18 protein-coding genes and 1 pseudogene are annotated in these 20253 nt (G+C 42.6%); 9 read left to right on the plus strand and 10 right to left on the minus strand.

Going from position 1 to position 20253, the window contains the following annotated elements:
- The first annotated feature begins 37 nt into the window (after positions 1-37).
- Positions 38-499, plus strand: coding sequence for a phage tail protein (locus ACQW03_RS11650; RefSeq protein WP_071644079.1), 462 nt, complete (start codon positions 38-40; stop codon positions 497-499).
- 76 nt (positions 500-575) lie between these two features.
- Here ACQW03_RS11650 and ACQW03_RS11655 read toward each other — a convergent pair whose 3' ends face one another.
- The 3 genes from ACQW03_RS11655 to ACQW03_RS11665 all read right to left on the minus strand — a co-directional run bounded on the left by ACQW03_RS11655 (position 576) and on the right by ACQW03_RS11665 (position 3706).
- Complete coding sequence (locus tag ACQW03_RS11655) at positions 576-1517, minus strand: NAD(P)H-binding protein (RefSeq protein ID WP_441949765.1); 942 nt, start codon at positions 1515-1517, stop codon at positions 576-578.
- Positions 1518-1608: 91 nt separating this feature from the next.
- Entirely contained in the window at positions 1609-2496 is an 888-nt protein-coding gene (locus ACQW03_RS11660) for a LysR family transcriptional regulator (RefSeq protein WP_076292878.1), read from the minus strand.
- A 121-nt stretch (positions 2497-2617) separates the two neighbouring features.
- The gene (locus ACQW03_RS11665) at positions 2618-3706 is read right to left on the minus strand and encodes a GntR family transcriptional regulator (protein WP_076292877.1); all 1089 of its coding nucleotides are present in this window, start codon (positions 3704-3706) and stop codon (positions 2618-2620) included.
- Between the two features lie 290 nt (positions 3707-3996).
- Between ACQW03_RS11665 and ACQW03_RS11670 the strand changes: the two genes are divergently transcribed.
- The 5 genes from ACQW03_RS11670 to ACQW03_RS11690 all read left to right on the plus strand — a co-directional run bounded on the left by ACQW03_RS11670 (position 3997) and on the right by ACQW03_RS11690 (position 10676).
- Positions 3997-5610 carry a xylulokinase gene (locus ACQW03_RS11670; RefSeq protein ID WP_441949768.1) on the plus strand — a complete coding sequence of 538 codons (1614 nt, stop codon included), beginning with the start codon at positions 3997-3999 and terminating at the stop codon, positions 5608-5610.
- Position 5611: 1 nt separating this feature from the next.
- A complete protein-coding gene (locus tag ACQW03_RS11675) occupies positions 5612-6307 on the plus strand; it encodes an L-ribulose-5-phosphate 4-epimerase (protein ID WP_068939259.1) in 696 nt (231 codons plus the stop codon).
- A gap of 34 nt (positions 6308-6341) precedes the next feature.
- A complete protein-coding gene (gene araA / locus ACQW03_RS11680; protein WP_071558008.1) occupies positions 6342-7766 on the plus strand; it encodes an L-arabinose isomerase in 1425 nt (474 codons plus the stop codon).
- A 177-nt stretch (positions 7767-7943) separates the two neighbouring features.
- Positions 7944-8789, plus strand: coding sequence for a hypothetical protein (locus tag ACQW03_RS11685; RefSeq protein ID WP_441949770.1), 846 nt, complete (start codon positions 7944-7946; stop codon positions 8787-8789).
- Between the two features lie 387 nt (positions 8790-9176).
- Positions 9177-10676, plus strand: a complete 1500-nt coding sequence (locus ACQW03_RS11690) for a malate:quinone oxidoreductase (RefSeq protein ID WP_071644066.1) — start codon at positions 9177-9179, stop codon at positions 10674-10676.
- 205 nt (positions 10677-10881) lie between these two features.
- On the opposite strand, the pseudogene ACQW03_RS11695 reads toward ACQW03_RS11690, so the two are convergent.
- From ACQW03_RS11695 to ACQW03_RS11705, 3 genes and pseudogenes are all read right to left on the minus strand, one after another.
- Positions 10882-11076 (minus strand): annotated as a pseudogene (locus ACQW03_RS11695) (SDR family oxidoreductase); the annotation flags it as partial.
- 60 nt (positions 11077-11136) lie between these two features.
- Positions 11137-12099, minus strand: coding sequence for a GDP-mannose pyrophosphatase NudK (gene nudK, locus ACQW03_RS11700; RefSeq protein WP_071644064.1), 963 nt, complete (start codon positions 12097-12099; stop codon positions 11137-11139).
- Position 12100: 1 nt separating this feature from the next.
- Complete coding sequence (locus ACQW03_RS11705; protein WP_441949773.1) at positions 12101-13285, minus strand: MerR family transcriptional regulator; 1185 nt, start codon at positions 13283-13285, stop codon at positions 12101-12103.
- Positions 13286-13474: 189 nt separating this feature from the next.
- Between ACQW03_RS11705 and ACQW03_RS11710 the strand changes: the two genes are divergently transcribed.
- Entirely contained in the window at positions 13475-14050 is a 576-nt protein-coding gene (locus ACQW03_RS11710; RefSeq protein ID WP_441949775.1) for a histidine phosphatase family protein, read from the plus strand.
- A gap of 92 nt (positions 14051-14142) precedes the next feature.
- Here the strand turns inward: ACQW03_RS11710 and ACQW03_RS11715 are convergent, their stop codons facing one another.
- A complete protein-coding gene (locus ACQW03_RS11715; protein WP_076292870.1) occupies positions 14143-15210 on the minus strand; it encodes a DUF4367 domain-containing protein in 1068 nt (355 codons plus the stop codon).
- The gene (locus tag ACQW03_RS11720; protein WP_441949777.1) at positions 15171-15761 is read right to left on the minus strand and encodes an RNA polymerase sigma factor; all 591 of its coding nucleotides are present in this window, start codon (positions 15759-15761) and stop codon (positions 15171-15173) included. The genes ACQW03_RS11715 and ACQW03_RS11720 overlap by 40 nt, the downstream gene beginning before the upstream one ends.
- 253 nt (positions 15762-16014) lie before the next feature.
- Between ACQW03_RS11720 and ACQW03_RS11725 the strand changes: the two genes are divergently transcribed.
- Positions 16015-16527 carry a HEAT repeat domain-containing protein gene (locus tag ACQW03_RS11725; protein ID WP_076292868.1) on the plus strand — a complete coding sequence of 171 codons (513 nt, stop codon included), beginning with the start codon at positions 16015-16017 and terminating at the stop codon, positions 16525-16527.
- A gap of 63 nt (positions 16528-16590) precedes the next feature.
- On the opposite strand, the gene ACQW03_RS11730 is transcribed toward ACQW03_RS11725, so the two are convergent.
- On the minus strand, positions 16591-18036 hold the full coding sequence (locus ACQW03_RS11730; protein ID WP_441949780.1) for a DEAD/DEAH box helicase: 1446 nt from the start codon (positions 18034-18036) through the stop codon (positions 16591-16593).
- A 256-nt stretch (positions 18037-18292) separates the two neighbouring features.
- Complete coding sequence (locus ACQW03_RS11735; protein ID WP_441949782.1) at positions 18293-18874, minus strand: TetR/AcrR family transcriptional regulator; 582 nt, start codon at positions 18872-18874, stop codon at positions 18293-18295.
- Positions 18875-19191: 317 nt separating this feature from the next.
- On the opposite strand from ACQW03_RS11735, the gene ACQW03_RS11740 reads away from it, so the two are divergent.
- The gene (locus ACQW03_RS11740; RefSeq protein WP_441949784.1) at positions 19192-20253 is read left to right on the plus strand and encodes an LLM class flavin-dependent oxidoreductase; all 1062 of its coding nucleotides are present in this window, start codon (positions 19192-19194) and stop codon (positions 20251-20253) included.

The raw sequence follows: 20253 nt of genomic DNA on the forward strand, positions 1-20253 counted from the left end.
TTTTTTTGGGCATAATGAGATAAAAGGAGAGGTGGAAATGTCCTATATCGTTGATTTTAATAATGTGTCTACGGTTGGTTTAGAGTCTTCACCTGTAGTAGAAGCGCTTGCTGGTTTGCGCGCTAATGAAGCCCGTTACTTTATGAACAAATACAAGCATGAATTTACGGTTGTGTCAGCTAGTGAAAGTCAGGAGACCCTTGATTATGTGAACCGAATTCTGAAAGAGCGTGATATAGAGTTTGCGGCCAAACCTTTAGAAACGTCACGTTTTCAAGTGGAAAATATTAAATTTGCTTATGTCTTTTATGAGGATGGTCTTGAGGTCAACGTCATGTATACGGTTGATGACACTAAGAAGCGGGCCGTTGGGTTTAAGCTTTCTGAGGGGATGGAGGTACCAAAGGAGCTAGAAGGGAAGTTTAAGTTTGCTAGGCAGAAGTCAAAACTAGCTGGAACAATTCGGGGTTCGTTTTTTGTAATTAAAGGAGAATACTAAAGTAGGAAAAAGCGCAATTGGAGAAATCGGATGTAAATCAGCTTCCGATCTCTCCGCAACATGATCATGACTTGGATTAATTATCTTTGGAGTGTCGTTCACCCACTTGGTACTCATTCGCATGTTCAAACATATATTTCACCGTTACGGGATCTTGGCCCGTCAACTTCTTAAAGTCGTCCGTAAATATATCCATTTTTCCTAAGCCAATAGCTTGTCCAAAGGTAACCATACCTTCAGAAGAGAAGGGGGCTTCGGAGTCCTCTGCAAATTTGCCATCCGTTGTTCTGGGAACACCCATGGCATCAAATATGGCGTAGTTTTCTTCATCCGTGATCTGCTTGTAAGTAATATGATGACCCGTTACTTCATTTCCAATCTCGATAAAGTTGGACATTGTTATTAATTCAGGACCATTTATATTTAATATCGCCTCATGATAATTGTTTGCTGCTAATGCATAAGCGACAGCTTTGGCACAATCTTTCCGTGAGATATAGGCCATCTTGCCGTCACCCTGATTATTTTTCAACACGCCGTCAGACTTCACATAGGTGAAGTAATTGGTAACCATGGCTTCCGCATATTGCGAATTACGCAGAAAAATATAATCTAACCCGACACTTTTGATATAATCTTCCGTATAGACGTGGTCCAGTTTTTCAATACTTGGATTGGATTCATCCGCCGCGTTAACCAATGAAGTATAGATGATTTGTTTTACTCCAGCTTCTTTCGCCGCATCGATCACGTTTTTGTGTGCATTTTGGCGTTTTACCCCCACAAAAGGCATAGAGATTAAAGCAAGCTTATCTGCATTAGCAAAAGCTTCTGCAAGACCATCTATTGCATTGAAATTGGTCACATGTGTTTCAATACCTTGTTCTGCATACTCCTGTAAAGATGCCGGATCATATGCACAAAAAATAATTTGGTCTTTTTCTACTAATTTCAATAAAAATTCAGCTGCTTGTCTGCCCAGATTGCCATCCACACCCGTTAATAATAACTTACCCATGTTTGTCGTCACTCCTTGCTGAAATGAACTATACTTATATATTATGTGAAAAAAATAACAAAGTATAATACAAAAAACTTATGGGCTATTGCTAAAACGAATTTTGTATTTGTTGCAGGAATGAGTATAATGCTGGATTAGAATTATTTTTCAAGTAGCCTATTTCGATTTTAAAAGTATGGTGTGAACCTTGTATGGGAATGAGTCGGACCTCTTCTTTCAGGTCAGCAAGATCATAGTTATCTGGGAAAAAGCCAATTAAATTCTCTGTGATGATATAAAACAACTTTGTTTCGACATCGTCTGCGGTTCTAAGGATGTTGGGCTGGTAACCATCTTCCATGGCATGTTGAATCATTAAATAATAGGAGTCTCCAATAACCATTGGATTCAGCATGACAAGCGGATACTTATATAACTCTTCCTTTAAGATGGACTCAAAACTGAAGAGAGGATGTTGTTTACTTACAGCCGCGCAGTAGCGTCCGCTATATAATGTATGGGTTAGGATTTCTTCTTTCCCTTTAAACTCTGAGTCAAAGGCAATGGCTACGTCATGTATTCCTTTTTGCAGATACTCAGCGATATCCTTTAGCAATACTTTATTTAATTCAAGTTTAATCTTTGGATGATTTTCTTTAAATGAAGGGATGAATTTTAACAAGCTTTGGATATCTGTGATTGCAGCATATTCGATACTCAATAGTTGGGTATTATATTTTTGAAAATTTTCCATGCTTGTTTTCATATGATTATATTGCTTCCAGAGCACGACGGCCTCTGCATAAAACAGCCATCCCGCTTTGGTGGGCTCAATCGGAATTTGTTTTCTATCAATTAACTGAATGTTGAACTCATTCTCAAGAGAGGCAATTTGTTGGCTAACTGTAGTTTGCGATACAAAATTCTTTTTTGCTGTTTCTGTGAAGTTACTACATTCAACGAGATCTATAAAATATTTTATCCTTTTTAGATTCATGTTTACCTCCAATTGTATGAAATTTATTATAACTTACGTTCCCGTCATAAATTCAAGCCAGCATACCCTAATGTTAATGGCAAACTGGCGGTTCATAATTTGGAGGTAAAATGAGCACCATCTACTTCAGTCTCTTCTTTACCGTCTCTCCTTCAATTAATACAGGTTGATAATAGGTGTGGTTGCGTAGCTCCTTCTTTCCTTGCAGTTTCTTAATAACCCAATCGGCGGCATCACGTCCCATTTGTTCCTGTGGGTGTGTTAATGTCGTTAGTTTGATGTTTGCATTCTTGGAAATATAGGAATTATCTTGACCAATAATGGATATGTCTTCGGGAACAGATATACCAAGTTGTCTGCATACATGTACAACTTCTAATCCTACCTCGTCGTTATAGCAGACAATTGCGGTTAACTCGTCTCTTTGTTCGGTTAGGAATTTTTTTAAGTTGGCGGACAGGTCCTGCTTCATCTCTGTATAGAATGAGAGCACTTGCTCTGGGTGAAACCGTAATTTGGCTTCTCCAAGCGCTTTGATATAGCCCTTCATTCGATGCTTTCCTTGTAAATCATCCATTTTGGCAATGATACCAATGTGTGTGTGTCCGTTAGCAATCAATTCTTTTGTTGCCAGATAGCTGGATTGTACATCATCGAGACAAAAGAAAGGAACTTCCAACTCCTCATAATAAGCATTTATCATGATGAACGGAACATCCTGCTCCTTGAACGTCAAATAGTAAGAGATATTGGGATTATATAGATTGCTCTTCGTAGGCTCAATGATCAAGCCATCCACACCAAAGGACAACATCATCTCCAAAGCTTTCTTTTCCTGTGCGACATCATTATTTGTACTAGCTAATAGCAATGAATAATTATCTTCATTCAATCTAGCTTCAATCCCGCGAATAATAGAAGGGAAGATGTAATCGGAAATATAGGTCGTGATGACTCCGATGGTTTTATTACTGGAATTCCCGCCGGTTTTTGATCGGAATTGGTTGCTGACGTAAGTGCCCGATCCTTTTTCACTTCTTAAAAAACCCTCGTTGGATAGTTCTAAAATAGCCTTTCGTACCGTCTGGCGACTAACTTTATACATATCCTGCAAGGCCGATTCCGTTGGAATTTGCTCTCCTACGCTGTATGCTCCTGATAGAATGTTGCTCTTTATATCCTCAAGGATGACCTGATACTTTGGTTTCACTTTATTCCTTCTTTCCTGGTTGTCCTAATACTAATTTACCTACCCATAATATTTGTATGTACATATTTTAGCATAATTATGAGCTTATTATAATCCATAGCCTAACATGCATTAATAATAAAGGAAAAGTAGATAAATACTCGGTTTATCAGAATATTTGTATGTATAACTATGTATGTGTGTTGACAAATGTACGAACAAAAAATATACTAAGGTTGTAAATTAAAGAAAGCGCCTTCTTTCAATTATTGCGATTATAACAGTTGTTCAGAGAGAGGAGTAACGTGAGCATGGATCAAGACATTAAACAAGCGATTACTAAGGGAGAAACTTCACTTGGTATCGAATTTGGATCCACACGTATTAAGGCAGTGCTGATTGATCATCATTTTGAAACAATCGCATCTGGAAGCTATGAGTGGGAAAATCTCTTGGTAGACGGTTATTGGACGTACAACTTAGAGAGTATTATTACGGGTCTGCAAGAGGCCTATAGTGAAATGAAGCAAGAGGTTGAGCGGAAATATGGAATCACCCTTCGTACCGTTGGTTCTATAGGATTCTCTGCAATGATGCACGGATATATGGCTTTTGACAGCAAGGGCGAGTTGCTTGTTCCGTTCCGTACTTGGCGGAATGCGACAACCGGTGTTGCAGCAAAAGTGTTAACTGATAAATTCCAATTCAACATCCCTGAGCGATGGAGTATTGCTCATCTGTATCAAGCTATATTGAACGAAGAGCAACATGTCCCTCAAATTGATTTTATGACGACGTTAGCTGGATATATCCACTGGCTGCTGACTGGCAATAAGGCCATTGGCGTCGGAGATGCTTCGGGCATATTCCCAATTGATGAGACTACACATGGTTATAACGAATCGATGGTTAAGCAGTTTGATGAACTTATTGCAGCCAAAGGTTACGATTGGAAGTTAGAAGGAATTCTCCCTAAAGTTTATATTTCAGGCGAGCAGGCAGGTGTACTAACCGCCGCGGGAGCCAAAATCTTAGATAAATCCGAAGATTTACAACCAGGTATTCCGCTTTGTCCTCCAGAAGGCGATGCGGGAACAGGGATGGTCGCTACGAATAGTGTGAGAAAACGGACTGGCAACGTCTCTGTGGGAACCTCGGTTTTTGCCATGCTTGTATTAGAAAAGGATCTTTCAGCGGTATATCCGGAAATTGATCTGGTGACTACACCGAATGGTAATCCGGTCGGAATGGTTCATGCCAACAACTGTTCAAGCGATCTCAATGCTTGGCTGGGATTGTTCCGTGAGTTCTATGAGGCAATGGGGCAAAAGGTGGACCCGAATCAATTATTCAGTGTGTTGCTGAATAAGGCTTTGGAAGCAGATCCAGATGGCGGCGGCTTACTTAGCTACGGATATTTGTCAGGAGAGAATATCACCGGAATAGAGAAAGGCCGGCCATTGTTTGTCCGCTCCCCTGAGAGCCGTTTCAATTTGGCCAATTTCATGCGGACTCATCTGTTTACTGCGTTTGCTGCTTTGAAAATCGGAATGGATATTTTGACAAAGAAAGAAAATGTCGCAATTGACAGCATTCTGGCTCACGGTGGTTTATTTAAAACCCCTATTGTCGGACAAAAAATTGTTGCTGCTGCCATGAATGTCCCGGTATCAGTGATGTCAACAGCTGGAGAAGGCGGGGCGTGGGGTATTGCTATTCTGGCTTCTTACATGATGAACAAGGCTCAGCAAGAAAGCCTGGAAGACTTCCTCGACCAAAAAGTATTTAGAGATGCTGAGGGGCAAGAAATTTCTCCTGACAGTTCCGACGTTAAGGGATTCGAAGCATTCATGGAACGCTACACACAAGGTCTAGCGATTGAACAGGCTGCTGTAGATAATCTAGTGGAAAACTGGAGGGATTGACGTGTTAGAGCAACTGAAAGAAGAAGTATATCAAGCCAATCTGGATTTGCCTAAACATGGACTCGTGAAATACACCTGGGGTAACGTAAGCGCTGTTGATCGTGAGAGCCGCTTATTCGTTATCAAACCTAGTGGTGTTAGTTATGACACGATGAAACCTAGCGATATGGTGGTTGTTGATTTTGATGGCAATGTTGTTGAAGGAGAAATGAGACCTTCATCAGATACACCGACTCACGCTGTACTTTATAAGCATTATGCAGAGATCGGCGGTATTGTACACACGCATTCGACTTGGGCGACCATTTGGGCTCAAGCAGGCCTGGATGTACCTGTAATGGGGACTACTCATGCAGACACCTTCTATGGTTCTGTTCCTTGCGCCCGTTTCTTGACACAAGAGGAGATTGATCGTGGTTACGAAGCGGAAACCGGCCGTGTCATCATCGAGACTTTTGAGCAGCGCGGGCTGGATATTTTAGCAGTGCCTGGTGTTCTACTTAAGGGTCATGCTCCCTTCACTTGGGGCAAAGATGCAAAATCGGCGGTAATGAATAGCGTCGTGTTGGAAGAAGTTTCGAAAATGAATTTATTCGCACGAGAATTGAATCATTTTGCTGAAGAATTGCCGCAGCGCATTCTAGATAAACACTATTTACGCAAACATGGGAAAGACGCGTACTACGGGCAAAAGTAATATAAACTAAAAAATTAAGAAAAGAGGATGAATGATGTCAACAGTAGGTACAAAACAGTTCTGGTTTGTCGTAGGTTCACAACATCTGTATGGAGAAGAAGCATTAGCAGAAGTCAAAGCACACGCACAAGAAATGACCGATGCCTTAAATAAGAGTGGCGTTCTGCCTTATCCGCTTGTATTGCAGGATCTGGCGGTTAGTGCAGACAAAATCACCAACCTCATGAAAGAAGTCAACTATCGTGACGAGGTTGCCGGTGTCATCACTTGGATGCATACCTTCTCACCTGCAAAAATGTGGATTCGCGGTACTAAATTGCTGCAGAAGCCTCTGCTTCATCTTGCTACACAGTTCAATGAAAGCATTCCTTGGGCTACGATTGACATGGACTTCATGAACCTCAATCAGGCAGCTCATGGTGACCGTGAATATGGATTCATCAATGCCCGTCTGAAGAAACAGAATAAAGTGGTCGTAGGGTACTGGGAACGTGCGGAAGTGCAGAAGCAAATCGCAGAGTGGATGGATGTAGCGGTTGCTTATAACGAAAGCTTCAATATCAAAGTTGCCCGCTTTGGCGACAACATGCGTAACGTTGGCGTTACGGAAGGTGATAAGGTCGAAGCTCAAATTCAATTTGGATGGACCGTTGACTACTTCGGAATTGGCGACCTTGTTCAGTACGTCAATGCTGTGAAAGAAGAAGAGATTGATGCTTTGTTTGCGGAATACTCCGAACTTTATGAATTTGATTATGGTACTTACAGCAAGGAAGCTTGGGAAGCCAGCGTAAGAGTGCAAGCAAGCTATGAAATTGCCCTTAAACGGTTCCTGGATAATGGCGGCTATACTGCCTTCACTACGAACTTCGAAGACCTCTATGGTATGAAACAGCTTCCTGGTCTTGCGGTTCAACGTTTGATGGCACAAGGATATGGCTTCGCCGGGGAAGGGGACTGGAAGACGGCAGCGCTCGATCGTCTGCTTAAAGTAATGAGCCATAACCAATCCACTGGCTTTATGGAAGACTACACCTATGAATTAGCGGCTGGTCAGGAATCGATTCTTCAATCCCATATGCTTGAAGTTGACCCAACGTTGGCAAGCAACAAGCCTAAAATCATCGTTTCTCCGTTAGGTATCGGCGATCGTGAAGATCCAGCCCGTCTAGTGTTTGACGGCAAGGCAGGAGACGGTGTGGTTGTTTCCATGGCTGACTTTGGCACGCACTATAAACTGCTGATCAATGAGGTTACTGCATTTGAACCGACAGTTCCTGCTCCAAATCTTCCTGTGGCCCGTGTACTGTGGAACGTGAAGCCAAACTTCCAAGATGGGGTTAAAGCATGGATTGAGAACGGCGGCGGTCACCATACCGTGGTTTCCTTGAATCTAACCACAGACCAAATTGTTACTTATGCAAAACTGGTTAACCTGGAATACGTGATTATTAAGTAACTAGAAGATAGTCATCTATAAAAGCATTGGGTCAGTCCTCAGGACCCAATGCTTTTTATTGGTTTTCTAAGGATGTCGAGATAAGGGGAGGTTTTTAAGCTATCTGGCGATATAACGAAACAATAGGATTCTCCTTAAGGTAATCATTTAAGTGATACTATGGCGAGTTTACCAGCTATGAAAACGAAATTGGTTATCGTTGAAGGTATATCTGGCTCTGGCAAATCCACATTATCTAGGTACATACATGACATGTTAAACACACATCAAATAGAATCGGAACTATTTTTAGAAGGGAACTTACGACATCCCGCTGATTATGAATCGGTTGCATGTATGCCAAACGAAGAACTTGATCGGCTTCGATCAATCTATTCCGAGGTGTTTCATTACATTGATCCTTTTGTATCTTTGAATGGCAACGACTCTTTAATCGCCTATGCGCTTGCGCAGCAATCAGCTCAAAATGAAATTCCTTCTAGTTTGTATGAGGAAATCCGGCGTTATGAAATCTACGATGGAGTACCGGTAGAAAAGCACTGCGAGTTGATGGTTCAACGTTGGAAGTCTTTTGTTAAAGATCAACGAGAAAAAGAAAAGCTGACCATACTCAAATGCTGTTTTTTACAGAACCCAGGGTGTGCATTACTCGCCCGGCATGATGCTGGAGAAGATCGCTTTATTCAGCATGTATTACAGATTGCGGGGCAAATTCAGGAGTTAAATCCAATTTTGTTCTATTTGAAGCAACCGAATGTGCGTGAGACGATTGAGCGAGTTAAAACAATGAGATCTCAAGAATGGTTAGATTTCGCGATTTGGTACCATACGGAGCAAGATTATGGAAAGAGGAAGGGTTTGCACGGGTACGAAGGATACATTCAGTTCCTTGAACATCGACGTGATTTAGAATTGCAAATCATTGAGCAACTCCCGTTTCAATCATTTATTATGGGTAACTCCGATTATGATTGGGAGAATCAACAACAGACCGTTTTGAATATCATGATGAAGTATTTATAAACCGTGAAGCTCATTCCAGAAAACGTTAGTGCAATTAGAAAGGGCCTATCCCGTAAAGGCATATTTTACCGAGTTATTCATATATATGGACTCTACGGGTGTGTTTACCGAAGAATTGTCGGTGTCTGTTATTACTGCTAGTAAGTGAAGCTCAAATAATACAGCGTGTTGAGATCAATTCTTATTATTTCTGCAAAGAAAATTCTCACTTTTTAGCAGAAATGATTTATAATTATCAGATAATAGACAATATAATTTTTAAAAGATTATATTTTAGTTATAATAGAGACAGAAAAGATATGTTCCTGAGTGGAGCCTTGCTTCTTGGATCACCTAAGCAGGAGGGCCTGCTCTTTTTTGCAAATATAAGAGATAAGGAAGGTTTTTATGAATAGCATTCAGAAAAAAACAGACATTATCTTAATTGGTGCCGGAGTCATGAGCGCGACTCTGGGATCATTGCTGAAAGAGTTAGCACCGGAATGGGAAATTAAAGTGTTTGAGAAACTCGCAAACGCAGGAGAAGAAAGCTCTAACGAATGGAATAATGCAGGTACAGGCCATGCTGCACTGTGCGAGCTGAACTATACTTCCGAAAAAGCTGACGGATCTATAGATATTCGTAAAGCTGTAGACATTAATGAGCAGTTTCAGCTTTCAAGACAGTTTTGGTCTTTTCTTGTAAACAGCAATTTGATTCGTAATCCACAGGATTTTATCAAACCAATACCGCATATGAGTTTGGTAACAGGAGAGAAAAATGTATCTTTTTTAAAAAAAAGGTTTAAAGCGCTTTCAACTATTTCTCTGTTTCAAGGCATGGAATTCTCCGATGACCCTGAAAAGCTGAAGGAATGGATTCCGCTGATTATGGAAGGCCGTACATTGAATGAACCAATCGCGGCAACCAAAATCGACTCTGGAACAGATGTCAACTTTGGTGCTTTAACACGCATGTTGTTCGAGCATTTAAAAAGTAAAAACGTCGACATCAAATACAAGCATAGTGTAAAGGATATTAAACGTGCGAGCGACGGCTCGTGGAAAGTTAAAGTCCATAATCTGGACAACGGCAAAATCGAATACCATAATGCCAAATTTGTCTTTATCGGTGGTGGGGGTGGAAGTCTACCTTTGCTACAAAGAACTGGTATTCCTGAGTCCAAATATATCGGGGGATTCCCGGTAAGTGGACTATTTATGGTATGTAACAATCCTAAGATTGTCGCCCAGCATCATGCAAAAGTATACGGTAAAGCTAAGGTTGGTGCTCCTCCCATGTCTGTTCCGCATCTGGATACAAGATACATCAGTAACCAAAAAGCACTGTTATTTGGACCGTTTGCCGGCTTCTCACCGAAGTTCTTGAAAACGGGTTCAAATTTGGATTTGATCGGTTCTGTAAAACCCAATAACCTCATCACGATGTTGGCGGCAGGCGCAAAAGAGATGGCATTGACCAAATACCTGATCCAGCAAGTGATGTTATCGAATGAAAAGCGTCTGGAAGAATTACGCGAGTTTATTCCGAACGCCAAAATCGAGGACTGGGGGATTGTGGTAGCGGGTCAACGTGTGCAGGTGATCAAAGATACGGAGGGCGGTAAAGGAACACTTCAATTTGGTACGGAAGTGGTTAGTGCCGCTGATGGTTCGGTAGCTGCACTGCTCGGCGCTTCTCCGGGTGCTTCTACTGCTGTTCACGTTATGCTGGAAGTATTGGAAAAATGCTTCCCACAACATATGGAAGAGTGGCAACCCAAAATAAAAGAGATGATTCCTTCTTATGGGGTGTCACTAGCGGAAAATCCAGAGCTTTACCAAGAAATTTATGATTCCACAACGGAGGTGCTAGGTCTGGGCGAAAAAGAGCCGCTTCATCGTTAATTTTGCATGGCTGGTAACTGGATCATCCCACTACTTTTTAATAAAATGTACAGTAATCTTACGATATATTTTAAAGTCGAATAAGCAACAACACCAAGCGGTGGGGAGCCCCCACCGCTAAAATGTTTGTTTAACAATACAAAGTTTTGCAATCCTTCTGCATTTCGTTGTCTGCTACAGTGATCACAGTAATGATGTAGCGCGCTAACCCCTCTGAGATGGCGCGCACGGCGAACTTCGTACCGGAGTAGACCGACTGGTTTGGCACAGTCTTATGTCCTGCTACAGAAGCGATGGTCACGAAATGTTCGGAACCCTGCTTGTGCAAGATAGGCAGTGCTGCTTCTATACCGTACAAAACGCCTTTAATATTGACATCAATCATGTCCTCCCAGTCCTCGAAACAACCGTGGGGGATGCCCAGAGGCAAGTTGTCTTTGGTCTGCTTAGAGAGGATATATCACACCAACGGAAGTTCGTCGAGCCGTTCGTAAATCAACAATCCTTTCTCTTTTGCCACCCTTACCATTTCATCGGCGCCCTGAGAGGGTCCTCCAACTCGAAGCACGGCGTTACAGTAATCAAGCAGGCGAATGGAAGACGGATGAAAGATTCTGTTAAAGGTCTCGTCTCCCAGAGTAGTGGAACCAGCTGTTGCGATAAGGGGCAAAGCATACCACTCCCCCAGCACCGGCATATGACCAGCCTCGTAAACTTGAAGAGCAATTTCATTCATGTAGTTGACGTTCTTCTCAATTAATACATGATCATCATTCGTTCCAGATCGATACGGGCCTGCGATAAGGATATGAAGCGGTTTCGATTTCACTTTCAAGAGTCCTTGGATCTGAGCGTATTGGAGCAGCATTATCGTCTTGGCGTCGCGAATCTCGCCGCTTTCGACCATGTTTAGCACTTGAGCAAACGGGAGTTCCATCACTTCAATGTTTTCCTGCTCCTCGTCAAGGCCACCACCGCCACCCGTTGTCATATCTTCACTATACTCGGCTACATAGAAGTGCAGGATTTCGGTAACAGAGCCCGGTGACATATAGGCCTCGCCAACTTTCTGCACACGGTCGATACGGTATCCCGTCTCCTCCTCCGTCTCCCGAAGAATACCTTCTTCCGGTGTTTCTTTATCGAGTAGTCCTGCACAGGTTTCGATAAGCATCCCAGTTTCATTGCCGTTCCGATAAGTAGGCATCCGGAACTGTCTGGTCAGCACAACGGTTTGTTTGTGCCGATTATAGAGCAGGATCGTTGCACCATTGCCGCGATCGTACACTTCACGGGATTGTGTCTCCCATTGTCCATTATTTTTTTCAAACTCGAATGTGACCTTATTTAGGATGTACCAGTTATCCGATAGAAGCTCCTCTTTTACAATCCGTACTCTTGGGTGATACTGTTGTGCCTTCATCTCATTTCCTCCCTAGAAAGATTCCGTTCTCTTTAGTCATTTCGAGAGTTCCGGTCTGCTGCAGAAGCCGATTGACGTGGTCTCGAAACTTGTCAATAGCTGCTCCGACAAGTCGCTCTCTTGCGTTCATCGGAGTCGAAATTATATATTCGATCAGGGGTTCCGCTTCGTCGACCAACAGACAGTCCTCGTATCGAAGCAACCGAAGATCGGAAAAGCAAGAAGACAGCAAGTCCCCTCCGTTATCCAGGTGGAACCGTTTAATAGCATGATCCAACACATGAAGCTCAGGATCGAACGAAACCGCCAAGTGTTCGACCTCTTGTAGGTGTTGAGTGCTCATTGTAGAGGTGCATACTATACCTCCTTGCTTTAAGATACGGTGCATCTCGCGGATTGCTCTAGGGATGTCCGGCACGTGGTACAGCATGTTGTTAGCGATAACCATATCGAATTGCTCTTCATGGAATGGGATCTGTTGCGCGTCAACAGATAAAAACTTAAACTGCGGATGGTTGCTTCCCAAGCGGCAACGTGCTTCTTCCACCATCCCGCTTGACATATCGGTAAGCGTGATACGCCAGCTGCTTGGAATTCGTTCGGCATTTCTTATCCAAAAGGTCCCGTCGCCGCAGCCCAACTCGAGAATGTGGGCTCCCGGCTGCACCTCCAGTTGTTCAAAGATCCAACGATGCCAGCCTTGGGGATTCGTACTGTACTTGTCGTAAAGATGTATCCGTGTTTGCAGACGGTTCGCCGTCCGATATTGCTCCCCCCAATTTTGCTCACTCTGCACAGTTTGAATAACATCCGCCAAATGGTTCCAATCGGAGCCATAAGCCGACATTTCCATAGCATCTCGTATTGCATGTACTACGTGCTCTGTATGAGCAATTTTCTTTTGTAAAACATCGAGTTGTGCTTGCAACGAGTGTCTGATCTCTCCGTTGGATGGTGATTCTGCATCTAAAATGTCCATTATTGTTTGAAGCGATAACCCTAGATACTTCAACATCTGAATTCGCTGTAATCTTTCCATATCTTTCATGTTGTACAGTCTTATGGATCCAGTGCGATGACCTCCTGGACTCAGAAGTCCAATTTGATCGTAATATCGCAATGTCCTGACCGTTATCCCTGTACGTTTGGCAAGCTGTCCTGTCGTCAGACAGTTCTCTTTGTCCATCCATTGCTCACATCCAATTGATTGCTCTAGCGTGTCGTTCTCAGTCAGTATAGCAAATGACGTAACGTCACCCTCAAGAAAAATTTATGCAATAAGAAACAAGAGAAAACCACCTTAGCAAAAGGTGACTTGGTAGTTAGTCACGAATATCATGTAATAAAAATTCATCAGCTCTTCATGGAGGATACTATGAAAACTTGCATTTACATGGTGAGACATGGCGAATCACCGAAGACGGAAGGAAATGAAAGAACAAGAGGTTTGACTGATAAAGGCAAGTCAGGTGCTTTTCAAATAACTGAATTATTAAGAGAAGAGGGGATCGAGGTTTTCGTTTCAAGTCCATATCAACGGGCAATCCTGACCATTCAAGAATTAGCTCAAGTCTCAGGACAAGAAGTTTTAATATTCGAGGATCTTAAAGAAAGAATTTTTTCTAGTGAAGACAACCGAATGCCCGATGATGAATTATTCCCTTTGTTAGATAAGTCATTTTCTGATCCCAACTTTGCTTTAACGGGAGGAGAGTCTAATGCAGTTTGTCAGAACCGAAGTATAACAGTCTTAAAGGAATTGCTAAAAATCTACCGAGGAAGGAAAGTCGCATTAGGCACTCATGGAGCTGTAATGACTTTAATGATGGAGTATTATGACAAGCAGTTCGATTTGAATTTTTTACTACACACATCCAAACCAGACGTATACAGAATGGAATTCAATGATCAGGAATTAGTTGAGGTAAAAAGATTGTGGAACATGCCGTAATAGTTTGTGAGGAAAAGGTATAAGGACTATTCTTCAAAGAGAGACCACCCTTAAAAAAGGGATGATCTCTTTTCAAAGCTTTTCTTTTATAACTATTGCGGTGAACCGTTAAGCAAATCTTCAGCTACTTTTACCAAGTCTTCTTTGCTCAGCGGGCTGTCCTGGTTATCAGATATGTTGTAGTGTAAACGTCTTTTTTCATCGAGCCATCCCAGTCGATTTTTTCCTACCTCCAAGGGCTTGCTTGTTTCGCTTGCTCTGATGTAATAGGCCTTGGTTCCTTTAATCATCAGTTCCTCAGCCGAATCCTGTTCATTTTGCATCACGGTCGTCTTTGTGACTTCGGGAGCGTATTTGGTGACGGTGATGTTTATATAGTCATTTCCTCTCGCATACCGGGCGAGGGTGAAGTCTGACTTGTCCCAGCTCAGCTTTTGAATAAACAGGTTTTCACCTTCCGGTGCAGCTTTAGCCTGTTGCGTCAGTTTATCCGTTAAAGCGCGGTATTCCTCTTTGTTCATCATCCCAGGATATGCAGCGACTGGATAGACGTATCCGAAATCAAACCGGTAGCCATTCGGCAGATGAGTGGGACTATGCAACAGCGGAGCTTCCGTCCGCTTGATTTCATCCTGCAGACTGCTGAAGCTAGAAAGTTCAGTCGGCTTGTAGGCAAACAGGACGGGATTAGACGAATTTTGTTGATTCATAGAATCGTCCTTAACGTAATAGGCGGCATACTCTCCAGGCTGTAGACGGTCTGTCACCTCTTCGTTCCACTGTGTGTAGGTGGTTGTATACGTTTTGGAAGCGTCCGTTTCAGCAGGTGTTTTGGCGGTATTTAATACGAGATCGCCGTTACTGTTACGGAATTCCAGATATTGCGAAGCGGCGTATCCAGTCACAGAGGCACCCAATACAAAAAGCAAGATCATGATAGGAGCAGTAATGCGCGGCTGAAGACGCATTTTTACAATGAATCCCTTTTTGGGTTTCGCCTTTTGGTAGACCTGTTCCATCACTTTGTCAGAGACGTCAAAAGCCTGGATTTTTAGGACACTCTCTGGTTCTGTCAGCATGTCCATGTTTTTTAAGTCTCTGTCTTTTAGATCGGTGTATTTCAGGCCTTGTTCCTGAGTTCTGTCTTGTAATTCACGCATTTTGGGTCCTCCTCTATGGGCTCCATCATTTTTTTGAGCTTTGTTTTTGTTCTGCCGTATTTTTTCTTGATAGCTTCCTCGCTTTTGTTCATAATTTCCCCGATTTCTCCAAACGATTTTTCTTCAAAAATGCGCAGCACCAACAGGTTTCGCTCCTCTGCATTCAGTTGGTCCAATGCCCGGCTCAGCGGTTCACTGAAAAGCTGACGTTCCATAACCTGCGCAGCACTGTCTGAAGCCATGTTAGTTGAGGTGAACAGGGTCATTTTAAATTTGCGCTGTAGTTTCTTCCGGCGAATCAGGTTCAGGCAGTGATGATAAGCCATTTTATACAGCCAGGAGGAGAAACTCACTGTGGGCTTGTACATACTGATTTTCTCGAAAGCACTAACGAAAATATCCTGTACAGCCTCTTCCGCTTCCTGCTCACTGCCTAATAGTCGCCAGCAGTACACAAAAATCTGACGCTGATACTCCTTTACAATGTAGGCGTAATCCTGGATCTCGCCAGCTTGGACCCGCTTAATTCTATATTCGATTTCCTCATTCAAAGATTTAGGCACCCCCTCTGATTAAAAAGAAAACTATATCCGTATAACAAATGAAGAGGACCGAAAGGGACACCTTTTCTAAAATTTTTTAAGTATAAATTAACTCTCTAAGAGAATACGATAAAGCAGAACAATTATCACCAACGTTGTTGATTTCATAGAGCTTGAATTTTTATTGTGGAAATAAATAGAATGATAAAATATACCTATCAAAAAAGTGAAAATAGATTGTAAAGAAAAAAGGAGATGGGAAATGGGGTTTTATGATAATAGAGAAAATGCCTTATTCCGCACTCTTCAAGAGCAAGTCATAATATTCAAACAATGGGGTGCTAGCATAGCTGAAAAACATGGAGAATGGGAAACGAATTATCTTTATTGGGATAAGCTTTATAATGCTGTTGAGGAAGTGTTAGAACATACTTCATTAGCTGAATGGCAGACAGAAGTTTATGAACTGATCTTATACACATTGGCAAGGGATAATGAGGTTGAGAATGTATTGCAGTTGCTAATTGTACGACCCAAAATATTTTTGTCTTTAGCCTACAGTGCAATTACATACTCTGATTACGAAGCCAGGTGGCAAATAGCCTATGGATTAGGTGAAGTAAAAGGAATGAGGGATGAAGTAAATAGTCTTTTGTCTAAGCTCTCCAATGATGAACACGAATATGTCAGAAGAAGGGCATTAATTGCATTGCAGAAAAAATGGAAAGATGAATTAAACGATCAAGAGGTAAACTCGGCAGTCCCGCCCGTATAGCTAACGATAACCATCGGCTATGCTGGGCGGGATTGCCTCACCCTCTTTAATGCAGCGTATCTGCTACTTATTCCCTTTGCGTACCTTTAACAGCTTACCCTTTACGGTTGTATTCTTCATAATCTCAAGCACCAGTGGACCTTTACCATTCAGAATCTCAACATCTGTCGCATAATCCAGAATCGTAATGATCCCGATATCATCTGCGGTGACTCCATCAAGCTTAGCGATGGTCCCCACGAAGTCGACAGCTCTGAGTTTTTTCTTCTTACCGCCGTTGAAATTCAGCTTCATAATCTGTTGGTTTAATTGCTCGCGCTTATCTTTTTTGAGTGCGGTTTTTACATGCAGTTTCTGCTCAAAATTTTCTCTACGGAGATCAACAGCCTCTTCTGAGGGGGCCTTTACCTGCGGAATCGCGAATCCAATATATGCTTCAATATCAGCTAATCTTCTGCCATCCTTAGGAGTGATGAGGGAAATGGCTTTCCCTGTTTTGCCAGCACGTCCCGTACGTCCTGTGCGGTGAACATAGCTTTCCTTCTCAAGGGGAATGTCGTAGTTAATGACATGGGTGATATTCGTGATATCAATCCCTCTGGCGGCGACATCTGTCGCAATCAAGTAACGGAATTGACCCCTTCTGAATGCATTCATTACCTCAAATCGCTCGTCTTGCTCCATGCCACCATGAATGCGATCACATGGATATTCGAGATCAGCCAATGCTCTGAATAATGTATCTACATTCTCCTGCGTACGACAGAAAATAATGCAGCTGTCAGGATTCTCAACAATGAGCAGATCTTGCAGTAGTGCCAGCTTGTCTGACTCCTTCACCTGAATAAGAGAGTGATCAATTGTAGCGGTCGTTATACCAGTCGCTTTAATCTCAATTCTAACAGGATCTTTCATATATTTACGTGACAGTGTGGCTACATCTTCAGGGAAGGTAGCGGAGAATAACATGGTAACCCGGTCACTAGGCAGCGCTTGAATAATCGACTGGACTTGCTCGATAAAGCCCATATTCAGCATCTCGTCAGCTTCATCAATCACGAGGTAGGCGATCCGATCTAACGATAGCGTGCCTCGTTCGATATGGTCCAGTACACGTCCTGGCGTACCTACAGCCACATGCGTCCTTTGTTTTAACTCAGCCTTTTGGATATGAAAAGGATGTTTCCCATAAAGGGGTGTTGCTTTTATCCGCTTAAAGCGTCCGATATTCGTGATGTCTTCGGTGACCTGTAATGCGAGTTCACGGGTTGGCGTCAGAATTAAAGCTTGGGGCTTATTCTCATTCCAATCTACTAGCTCACAAATTGGAATACCATATGCTGCTGTTTTGCCGCTACCTGTTTGCGATTTGGCGACAAGATCCTTCTTCCCAAGCGCAACAGGAATGACTTCCGTCTGTATCTCTGTTGGCGTCTCATAGCCCAAGCTATTGAGCGCTCTTACAATTTCTTCACTTAATGCGTAATCTGTAAAATGCTTCTGACTCATCTTCAACCTCTTCTGCGCTGTATTTGAATACCATTACATATATAATGTCATCGTGTATCGAACTTATACTCATCTAGTATACTCTATATCCAGGTTCACTCTAATAAATATCCATATTAACTGAATCCTTGGAACATTTACCGAATGGACGTAAGGAGGAAAGGAGTCTCCTCCTACGTACAAAGGGCACCCGATTGGGTGCCCTTTGTACTGCTGTATAGTGATTCCCATTCGTTAAAATTGAATTCACTCTGAATTACTTAAGAAGTGTAAGTGTCACCTCTATCGTGTTATTAATAAATGATCGTTCTGGACGAGACTTTATCATTACGGTCAGTCCAATTAACGATACGACTAGCGCCTGTGATACAGCCTTCGCATTGAGCCCGATCTCAAGCTCACCTGATTGTATACCTCGTTCAATGGTTTCTTGAAATATAATCGATAGGTACATTTGATGTTCCCTTGTAAGAATTTCAAATTTCTCATCATGAGGTGCAAGTTCAACCATTGTATTGATGCAAAAGCATCCTTTTCTAGGGTTTTCTGTATATTCCTCATCGACCACACCTTCAAAAAAAGCTCGAAATGCTTCTTTTACAGATGGTTTGCTTTGAAGCTTGGCTCGGATCAGAGAAGCACGGGACATCATGTATTTGCGCAGCGCAGCTTCGAACAATTCTTTTTTGCCTCCAAAAGTGGAGTATATACTAGGTCGTTGAATTTCCATTCTGGAAGTTAAATCACTCAGTGAGGTAGCTTCATATCCCTTCTCCCAAAATATTTGCATTGCTGCATCTAATACTTTATCTTCGTCAAATTCGCGGATTCGTCCCATAATCAATACCTCTCATTGCTCGTAATTTTATTCTTAACTCAATAACTCTGATTATAATTGTCTGGGGTCTTTATTTGCGTACCAATTAGTATGTTATTATCTTATAATTAGCTCGTTATATTGTCAAATGCAGATTGGTTTATCGCACCAAGGAGATATCAGTTGAGGATAAATCAAAGTATTTTTACTATATTCATTGACAGTATTCTTTTTAATGAGTTATATTTACTGGGAAAAATATATTACCGATCGGTATGATATTTTATCGGTACTTGATTGTCATACAAAGAAAGCTATTAGAATAGGAGAGATGGACCATGGAGATAGGTATTACTTCGTTTGTAGAAACAAAGCCTGACGTTCAGACAGGTGAAGTGATAAGTCATGCACAGAGATTGCGCGAAGTTGTCGAGGAAATTATCCTTGCTGATCAAGTGGGACTTGATGTGTTTGGGGTAGGTGAGCATCATCGGAAGGATTATTCGGCATCTTCACCAGCGATTGTGCTGTCAGCGGCTGCAGCGCAGACGAAACAGATTCGGCTGACCAGTGCAGTCACAGTGCTTTCTTCAGCTGATCCCGTTCGCGTTTTTCAGGATTTTGCTACGCTGGATGGTATTTCGAATGGACGTGCGGAGATTATGGCGGGCCGAGGTTCCTTTATTGAATCTTTTCCACTGTTTGGCTATGACTTGGAAGACTATGATGAGCTGTTTGAACAACATTTGGAATTGCTCCTTAAAATACGGGAGTCCGAAAAAGTAACCTGGAAAGGTGGACATCGGCCAGCAATTAACAATTTGGGTGTGTATCCACGGCCGGTTCAGAATCCTTTACCGATATGGGTTGGCAGCGGGGGCAGGCAGGATTCTGCTATCCGGGCAGGTCTGTTAGGACTGCCCTTGATGCTGGCGATCATTGGTGGAAATCCGGTGAATTTTGCACCGCTCGTGCAGCTTTATAAGAAGGCAGCAGCGCACGCCGGTCATGATGAATCGAAGCTTAGGGTTGGGTCGCACTCGATAGGATTTGTCGGAGAGAATAATGAGCAAGCTGCAGATACATATTTCCCTTCTACGATGGCAGGTATGAATAGATTGGGCAGGGAGCGGGGCTGGGCGCATTATGATCGTTCTAGCTACGATGCCGCGCGCAGCTTTGAAGGTGCGCTGTATGTCGGCGATCCAGAGACTGTTGCCCAGAAGATCATTCACCTTCGCAAACATGTAGGTGTTACTCGCTTTATGCTGTATGTTCCGTTAAGCACGATGCCGCATACCGAAGTGATGAGAGCCATTGAGCTGCTAGGAACAGAGGTAGCACCCCGAGTTCGGAAGGAAATAGCCAAGTGGGAAGCGGAGACGGAGAAAAGATTATAA

Source organism: Paenibacillus sp. DRB1-1, from assembly GCF_052119485.1.
GTDB lineage: Bacteria > Bacillota > Bacilli > Paenibacillales > Paenibacillaceae > Paenibacillus > Paenibacillus polymyxa_B.

Excerpts from the sequence above, each read along its gene's own strand:
- ACQW03_RS11690 (WP_071644066.1), top strand. The coding sequence starts at position 9,177 with ATGAATAGCATTCAGAAAAAAACAGACATTATCTTAATTGGTGCCGGA.
- ACQW03_RS11660 (WP_076292878.1), bottom strand. The coding sequence starts at position 2,496 with ATGAATCTAAAAAGGATAAAATATTTTATAGATCTCGTTGAATGTAGT.
- ACQW03_RS11655 (WP_441949765.1), bottom strand. The coding sequence starts at position 1,517 with ATGGGTAAGTTATTATTAACGGGTGTGGATGGCAATCTGGGCAGACAA.
- araA (WP_071558008.1), top strand. The coding sequence starts at position 6,342 with ATGTCAACAGTAGGTACAAAACAGTTCTGGTTTGTCGTAGGTTCACAA.
- ACQW03_RS11710 (WP_441949775.1), top strand. The coding sequence starts at position 13,475 with ATGAAAACTTGCATTTACATGGTGAGACATGGCGAATCACCGAAGACG.
- nudK (WP_071644064.1), bottom strand. The coding sequence starts at position 12,099 with ATGAAGGCACAACAGTATCACCCAAGAGTACGGATTGTAAAAGAGGAG.
- ACQW03_RS11725 (WP_076292868.1), top strand. The coding sequence starts at position 16,015 with ATGGGGTTTTATGATAATAGAGAAAATGCCTTATTCCGCACTCTTCAA.
- ACQW03_RS11685 (WP_441949770.1), top strand. The coding sequence starts at position 7,944 with ATGAAAACGAAATTGGTTATCGTTGAAGGTATATCTGGCTCTGGCAAA.
- ACQW03_RS11735 (WP_441949782.1), bottom strand. The coding sequence starts at position 18,874 with ATGGGACGAATCCGCGAATTTGACGAAGATAAAGTATTAGATGCAGCA.
- ACQW03_RS11730 (WP_441949780.1), bottom strand. The coding sequence starts at position 18,036 with ATGAGTCAGAAGCATTTTACAGATTACGCATTAAGTGAAGAAATTGTA.
- ACQW03_RS11705 (WP_441949773.1), bottom strand. The coding sequence starts at position 13,285 with ATGGACAAAGAGAACTGTCTGACGACAGGACAGCTTGCCAAACGTACA.
- ACQW03_RS11670 (WP_441949768.1), top strand. The coding sequence starts at position 3,997 with ATGGATCAAGACATTAAACAAGCGATTACTAAGGGAGAAACTTCACTT.
- ACQW03_RS11715 (WP_076292870.1), bottom strand. The coding sequence starts at position 15,210 with ATGCGTGAATTACAAGACAGAACTCAGGAACAAGGCCTGAAATACACC.
- ACQW03_RS11740 (WP_441949784.1), top strand. The coding sequence starts at position 19,192 with ATGGAGATAGGTATTACTTCGTTTGTAGAAACAAAGCCTGACGTTCAG.
- ACQW03_RS11650 (WP_071644079.1), top strand. The coding sequence starts at position 38 with ATGTCCTATATCGTTGATTTTAATAATGTGTCTACGGTTGGTTTAGAG.